At 25.0% G+C, this 5,647-nt stretch carries 9 protein-coding genes and 1 pseudogene; 9 read left to right on the top strand and 1 reads right to left on the bottom strand.

Going from position 1 to position 5,647, the window contains the following annotated elements; genetic code table 11:
* A pseudogene (locus ACEW7V_RS01590) lies at positions 1-261 on the bottom strand (hypothetical protein); the annotation flags it as partial.
* Between the two features lie 529 nt (positions 262-790).
* Between ACEW7V_RS01590 and ACEW7V_RS01585 the strand changes: the two are divergent.
* The 9 genes from ACEW7V_RS01585 (at position 791) to ACEW7V_RS01545 (ending at position 5,641) form a co-directional block, all read left to right on the top strand.
* Entirely contained in the window at positions 791-970 is a 180-nt protein-coding gene (locus tag ACEW7V_RS01585) for a hypothetical protein (protein ID WP_374695665.1), read from the top strand.
* A gap of 1,128 nt (positions 971-2,098) precedes the next feature.
* Positions 2,099-2,299: a DEAD/DEAH box helicase gene (locus ACEW7V_RS01580; protein WP_374695747.1), complete on the top strand. Its 201-nt coding sequence runs from the start codon at positions 2,099-2,101 to the stop codon at positions 2,297-2,299.
* A gap of 208 nt (positions 2,300-2,507) precedes the next feature.
* Positions 2,508-2,762 carry a hypothetical protein gene (locus ACEW7V_RS01575; protein ID WP_374695664.1) on the top strand — a complete coding sequence of 85 codons (255 nt, stop codon included), beginning with the start codon at positions 2,508-2,510 and terminating at the stop codon, positions 2,760-2,762.
* A gap of 168 nt (positions 2,763-2,930) precedes the next feature.
* The gene (locus ACEW7V_RS01570; RefSeq protein WP_374695663.1) at positions 2,931-3,275 is read left to right on the top strand and encodes a helicase-related protein; all 345 of its coding nucleotides are present in this window, start codon (positions 2,931-2,933) and stop codon (positions 3,273-3,275) included.
* Between the two features lie 315 nt (positions 3,276-3,590).
* Complete coding sequence (locus ACEW7V_RS01565) at positions 3,591-3,803, top strand: sigma factor (protein ID WP_374695662.1); 213 nt, start codon at positions 3,591-3,593, stop codon at positions 3,801-3,803.
* Between the two features lie 222 nt (positions 3,804-4,025).
* Complete coding sequence (locus tag ACEW7V_RS01560) at positions 4,026-4,244, top strand: sigma factor-like helix-turn-helix DNA-binding protein (RefSeq protein WP_374695661.1); 219 nt, start codon at positions 4,026-4,028, stop codon at positions 4,242-4,244.
* A gap of 1 nt (position 4,245) precedes the next feature.
* On the top strand, positions 4,246-4,389 hold the full coding sequence (locus ACEW7V_RS01555) for a DUF2963 domain-containing protein (protein ID WP_374695660.1): 144 nt from the start codon (positions 4,246-4,248) through the stop codon (positions 4,387-4,389).
* A gap of 204 nt (positions 4,390-4,593) precedes the next feature.
* Positions 4,594-5,418: a replicative DNA helicase gene (locus ACEW7V_RS01550; protein WP_374695746.1), complete on the top strand. Its 825-nt coding sequence runs from the start codon at positions 4,594-4,596 to the stop codon at positions 5,416-5,418.
* Complete coding sequence (locus tag ACEW7V_RS01545) at positions 5,384-5,641, top strand: DnaB-like helicase C-terminal domain-containing protein (RefSeq protein WP_374695659.1); 258 nt, start codon at positions 5,384-5,386, stop codon at positions 5,639-5,641. The genes ACEW7V_RS01550 and ACEW7V_RS01545 overlap by 35 nt, the downstream gene beginning before the upstream one ends.
* Positions 5,642-5,647 lie beyond the last annotated feature (6 nt).

Here is a 5,647-nt window from a genome sequence, read left to right as displayed (position 1 = left end):
TACATGCACAAGAAGTTGTTTTTTGTCAATACTATTAGAAGGACTCAAACCTTCAATACTATTCACATCAGGTTTTTCAAAACTACCAAAAATTGTTCAGCATACTCTAATGATTCTACATACCTTCTTTTTCCTTCTTTGATATAAAGTATCAAAAGCTAAAGAAGATTTGCCAGAACCTGATAATCCTGTTATAATAACTAATTTATTTTTGGGAATATCAATATTAATATTTTTTAAATTATTTTGACGAAAGCTCATGAACTTTAATAAATTGATGTTTATTGGTTTTCATTTTAATTCCTTTAATATATTCCTTTATATTTATATCGGCTTATATATATTATTTATAAATAATAATTTCTTTTTTTAATTATAACAAAAAGATTAGCAAAAAGTAAGAAAAGATAAGAAAAATGATATAAAAGATGAGAAAAGTAATGGAAAATGAGCAAAAAAACTTGCAAAAAAAGAGTAAAATAAAGGTAAGGGAGTTTTTATTCCCTGAAAACTAAAAGGAGAGTAAAGGAGATGTTTTTTTGGAATACATTTATTAAAGATAAAAAAACTAAATAAACCTGTAGTTGTAATTGCAATTGTATTTTTTTTGTTATTTGTTTTATATTCACATCAAACGAATAGTTTCAAAAAAAACAAAACACAAAGTAAAAAGTAGAGGAGTCAAATGAATACGCAAAAAATAATAGGTAAAATAGATGATGAAATTGAACACTAATAATGAAATAATAATATCAGAGCAGACCGAAAATGACAAAAAAAAAAACAACTTATGCTAGAACAAATTAATTCCCAACAAATATCATTAAAACTAAGATTATCACAAATTAAAAAACCATTAAAAGATTCTGAAAATGATTTCGAAACTGCAATATCAAATTCAGACGGTAAAAAAGCAAAAGAAATAAAAGAACTTCAAGAAAGATTAATAAAGAAGTTAATTATATTTTAGAAGAATCGGAAAAACTTAGAGAAAAGAGCAATTACTTAATTCAATATAACTAATAAATTAAATAAAAGGGATTGAAAATTCATTTACAACAAAAAAATAATAAAAATTTTATAATATTAACAGTAGAATTTACAGTATTAATGTTAGGATTAATGTTAGGATTAATGTTAGGTATTTGTTGGGTTTAAAATCTAAACAAGCTTGGACCGCAACAAAATTAATGAATTAAAGAAATAAAAAAAGAGATTGAAGATTATCAAAGAAAAATTGAAGAATTACAAAGAAAAATTGCTACTAAAGAAAAAGACCCCAAAATAGAACAATATCAAAAGGAATATGATGAACATATTAAAAATTTTAATTTATATCATCAACAAATGAGGGGAATAACACCAGAAAAGGAATTACAAACTAAAATCGAAGCCGAGTTAGCTGCAAAACAAAAAGCAATTAAGGCAAAAAATAATCTAGAAACTGAAATTAAAAGAGACAAGATAAAATTAGATTATGCCTTAAAGAACAACAAAATCTTTATAATGTAATATACAAAGAATTATCTCCAAAGGAAAAAAAAAGAATTAGACAAAAATACTAAATAACAATTGATTAACTAAACAATCCATATATAAAAATAAAAAAACTATTTTCATTAAGAAAATAGTTTTTTATATCTTAGATTAAATTTTAATTATTTCTTTATTTGTTCCCAAACAGTAGCAGATATATAATATAAAGAATTGAACACAAACAAACAACAACACCCCAAGCTAATAAATTAGAAAAACTAAAGTTAAAACCTTTTTTTATTTGATTTAACATTTTTATTATCTTTGGTTAATTTAGTTTTATTATTATATTTCTACTTTGTTTTAAATCATTATTGTTTTGTTTTTTCTTTTCTTATTATTATTCTTATTATTTTTATTTGTTTTCATTACCCTATTTTCTTTCCTTAATATATGTCATTATAATTTATAATCAAGTCAAAGACTTACTTATATTTTAACTGAAATAAGTTTTTTTCAACAATTTATTTGCAACAAAATTAATTTATTACTAAAATACTTCAAATTACCAAAATACTGTTATAATATATATGATTTAAGGAGGTTTTAAACTTGCAAAACTATATTCAAAAAAAATATTACAACTTCAATTCCAAACTTTAACTCCCATCAAGAAGTCTTTTCACAATTTGAAAAACCAGGTAATCTAGTAGGAATTGCTCCTACAGGAACAGGCAAAACCCATGCTTATCTTTTACCGATATTAAGTAAAATTGATTTCAAAAACCATTACTCAAGCAATTATTTTAGTCCCTACCAATGATTTAGTATTTCAAGTATGGGAAATGTTTCCAACAAATTGAAAAAACTAATTTTACCAAAATTCTTTATGGAGAATGGATAAACAAAAAACAATTGCTACTTTTGAAAAAAACAACCTCCATTAATTATTGCAACTCCCGATAAGTTATTAGAATACGCGTTTAAACTCAAAATTAACTTAAAATATGTATCTTATTATTTAGTACTTGATGAAGCTGATACCAGTGTTTGATGAGGTATTTTTAACTTCCCTAGACCCTTTAATTAATCATCTTAAAGCAAAAATTTTATTATTTTCAGCTACCATTACCGAACAATTAAAACCTTTTATTAATCGTTATTTTAGCATTAAATCTACTTTTATTGATGTTTATAAACAAAGTAATCTTAATCGTACTTTTTTATTTATTAGAAACAACTACAAGCAGAATGCAGACCTTAATTCATCTTACCAAAGTCCTTAATCCTTATTTAGCACTCGTATTTGTCAATGAAAAAAAAAGAACAAAAATTAGTATTTCAAACTTTACAAAATGACAGTCTCAAATTGCTTAATTACAACTCTGCTTTATCAGTTAAACAAAGAAAACAAAGCCTTAAAGCTATCCATAAATTAAAATATCAGTACGTAATTGCATCAGATCTTTGCAGCTAGAGGAATTGATTTTGATGCTTCTTGTGTTATTCACTACAACTTACCTTCACACCTTGAATTTTTTTCCCACAGAAGTGGTAGAACATCAAGAATGGGCAAAGGTAAAATCATTGTTTTGTACGACCCCCAAGACATTAAACAAAAAGACCAAATTAATAAATTAATTCAATTAGGAATTACTTTTCATCAAGCCTCTTTAAATAAAGATGGTTTTATAAGAACTCAAAATTACAAAACTATTACAACTACCAAAACTGATAAGCCAAATAAAAACAATAAAAATAACAAAAACATTCAAAAAAAATCAAAACATTCAAACTAACCAAAAAAACAATTACAACCAATCTAGCCAATCTAGCCAAAAACAATTTTTCAAACAAAACAAATTTACCAAAGAATCCAAACTTTCTAAAAAAGACAATAATAAAAAAGATTTTACTTTGGAAACACCAAATAAAACTCAAAACACAGTCAAGAAACAAACAACAACAAAAAAACTTGAGGTGTTCCAAAACTTTAGACACTTTTTACTTTTTAAAAATTCTTTAAGACTAACTATTAAGTTAGTCTTTTTTCTTTTCAAGACTAAAAAAATAATTTCTTATCTTTTCTAAAAATATTTTTAGAAAGGAATAAAATGTTAAGACAAAAATTATTTAAAGATTTTTTAAAAAATAAAAAGAATTTAGCAATTCGCGATCAATTAATCGAAATGCATTTACCATTATTAAAAAAAATAGTTAAACAATTTAAATATTTCCCTAAAGCGATTCAAAGAGAAGATTTATATCAAGAAGGAATTTTAGGGTTAATCAAAGCTTTAAATAATTATCAAAGATTTAGGTTATGACTTCATTTTTTATACCCAATCCCAAAATTAAAGGTAGAGGAAATCACCAGAACTTATTAAGGGAGCCCCATACAAGCTACTTCAACTTCCAGAGAGGCGTTTAGGAAAGAAAAACAAGTAAGTAATATTCCTTTTGAAGAAAAAAAACACCAATCTATTAATATCAACGGGCGCTATAATCTAAACCCTCATCAAATTTGGATAAACCAAGTTAATCACGAATTGTTTATTCAAACAATCAAATCTATTTTAAATCCCCAAGAATTCGAGATTATTAGATTAAGTTTTGGGATTCCTTTAAAAAACCAAAACCAATCCCCTCAAATTGAGTATTCCAACAAAAATATAGGTAAAATGTTAAATTTATCCGCAACACAAATAAAATTTATCAAAAACAAAGCAATTACTAAATTAAAAAAAAATATAAAAAGGAATAAATAATATGAATTATCAAAAAAATACAACTACTTATTATTTTGTTGATGGTAAAACAATTTGTGGTATTCACGAACACACCCCTGATACATGGAATTTTATTAAAACAACTTGGTATAACAAAGACGGAACAATTGACTGTATTATCTGAATACGATACAACAGAAGAACCATTAAAAGAAACCTATTACAATTCTGACGGAACAATTAAAGAAGAAAAAACTTTTTAATCAATATAGAAACTAAACCCCTTTTTGAAGGGGTATTTTTTATACCCAAATTAAGCACAAAAAGGAGTTTAAAAGATGATTGAAGCCGAACGCGCTTTGTTGGAGGGTTTTGCTTTTAAACCCCGATAATTTCTTCAGTTTTTAATGAAATTACAGAAACTGACTTTTACAGTCCTCATCATAAATATATATTTAAAGCCATGAAAACCTTACATCAAAATAATAAAGAAATTGATTATGTTTCTATAAGTGCTATTTTAGAAAATGAAAAATTATTAAAACAAATAGGAGGAATTGATTATTTAAATGAATTATCTGATTCGATGCCTTCTCCTCGACACTTAGAAACATACATTGATTTAATTAAGGAAACATCTTTAAAAAGAGAAATTGGCGGTATTGTTGCTAAATTATCTCAAATTGCAAAAAGCAAAATATCTCCACAAGAAATTTTAGAAGTAATAGAAACAAATACTGAAAAATTAAGAAAAAAACTCACTCCCAAGTTTAAAGATTTAAAAAGTTGTGTTTCTAAAGTAATCAAAGACATTTTGGAAAACCACAATAAAAATAATTTAGTTGGAGTTAAAACAGGATTTAATAATATAGATGATTTAATTGGAGGCTTTAAACCAGGACAATTAAATATTTTAGCCGCAAGAACGGGAATGGGAAAAACTGCTTTTATGTTAAATTTGGCTGTCAATATTACTAAAGTTTTTCAAAATATTCCTAAAAAACATAATATTTTGATTTTTAGTTTAGAAATGACATCTGAAGAATTGATTAAACGTTTAATTAGTTGTGAATCTCAGATTAGTATCAAAAAAATGGAACAACAACAATTAACTCGTGAAGAAAAGTTACAATTATTGCAAACAGAAGAAAAATTAACTGAATTGAATATTTTAATTGATGATGACAGAAATAATAAAATCAGAAGAAGTTAAAAGAAAATGCCGTCAATTAAAATTTCACCAAGGACTTGATATAGTTTGCATTGATTATCTACACCTTTTAAGAGATGACCAATTTCTTAATTTAAATCAAGCAATTGGTATTATTACTCGTGAATTGAAAAAATTAGCGATGGAATTACAAATTCCTATTATTGCTTTAAGCCAAATGAACCTTTTAACTTTAATGAGAGAATCCAAATCCCTAATCTTGTAATGCCTT

Source organism: Areca yellow leaf disease phytoplasma (assembly GCF_041920595.1).
This window is presented reverse-complemented; position numbering and strand designations above follow the sequence as displayed.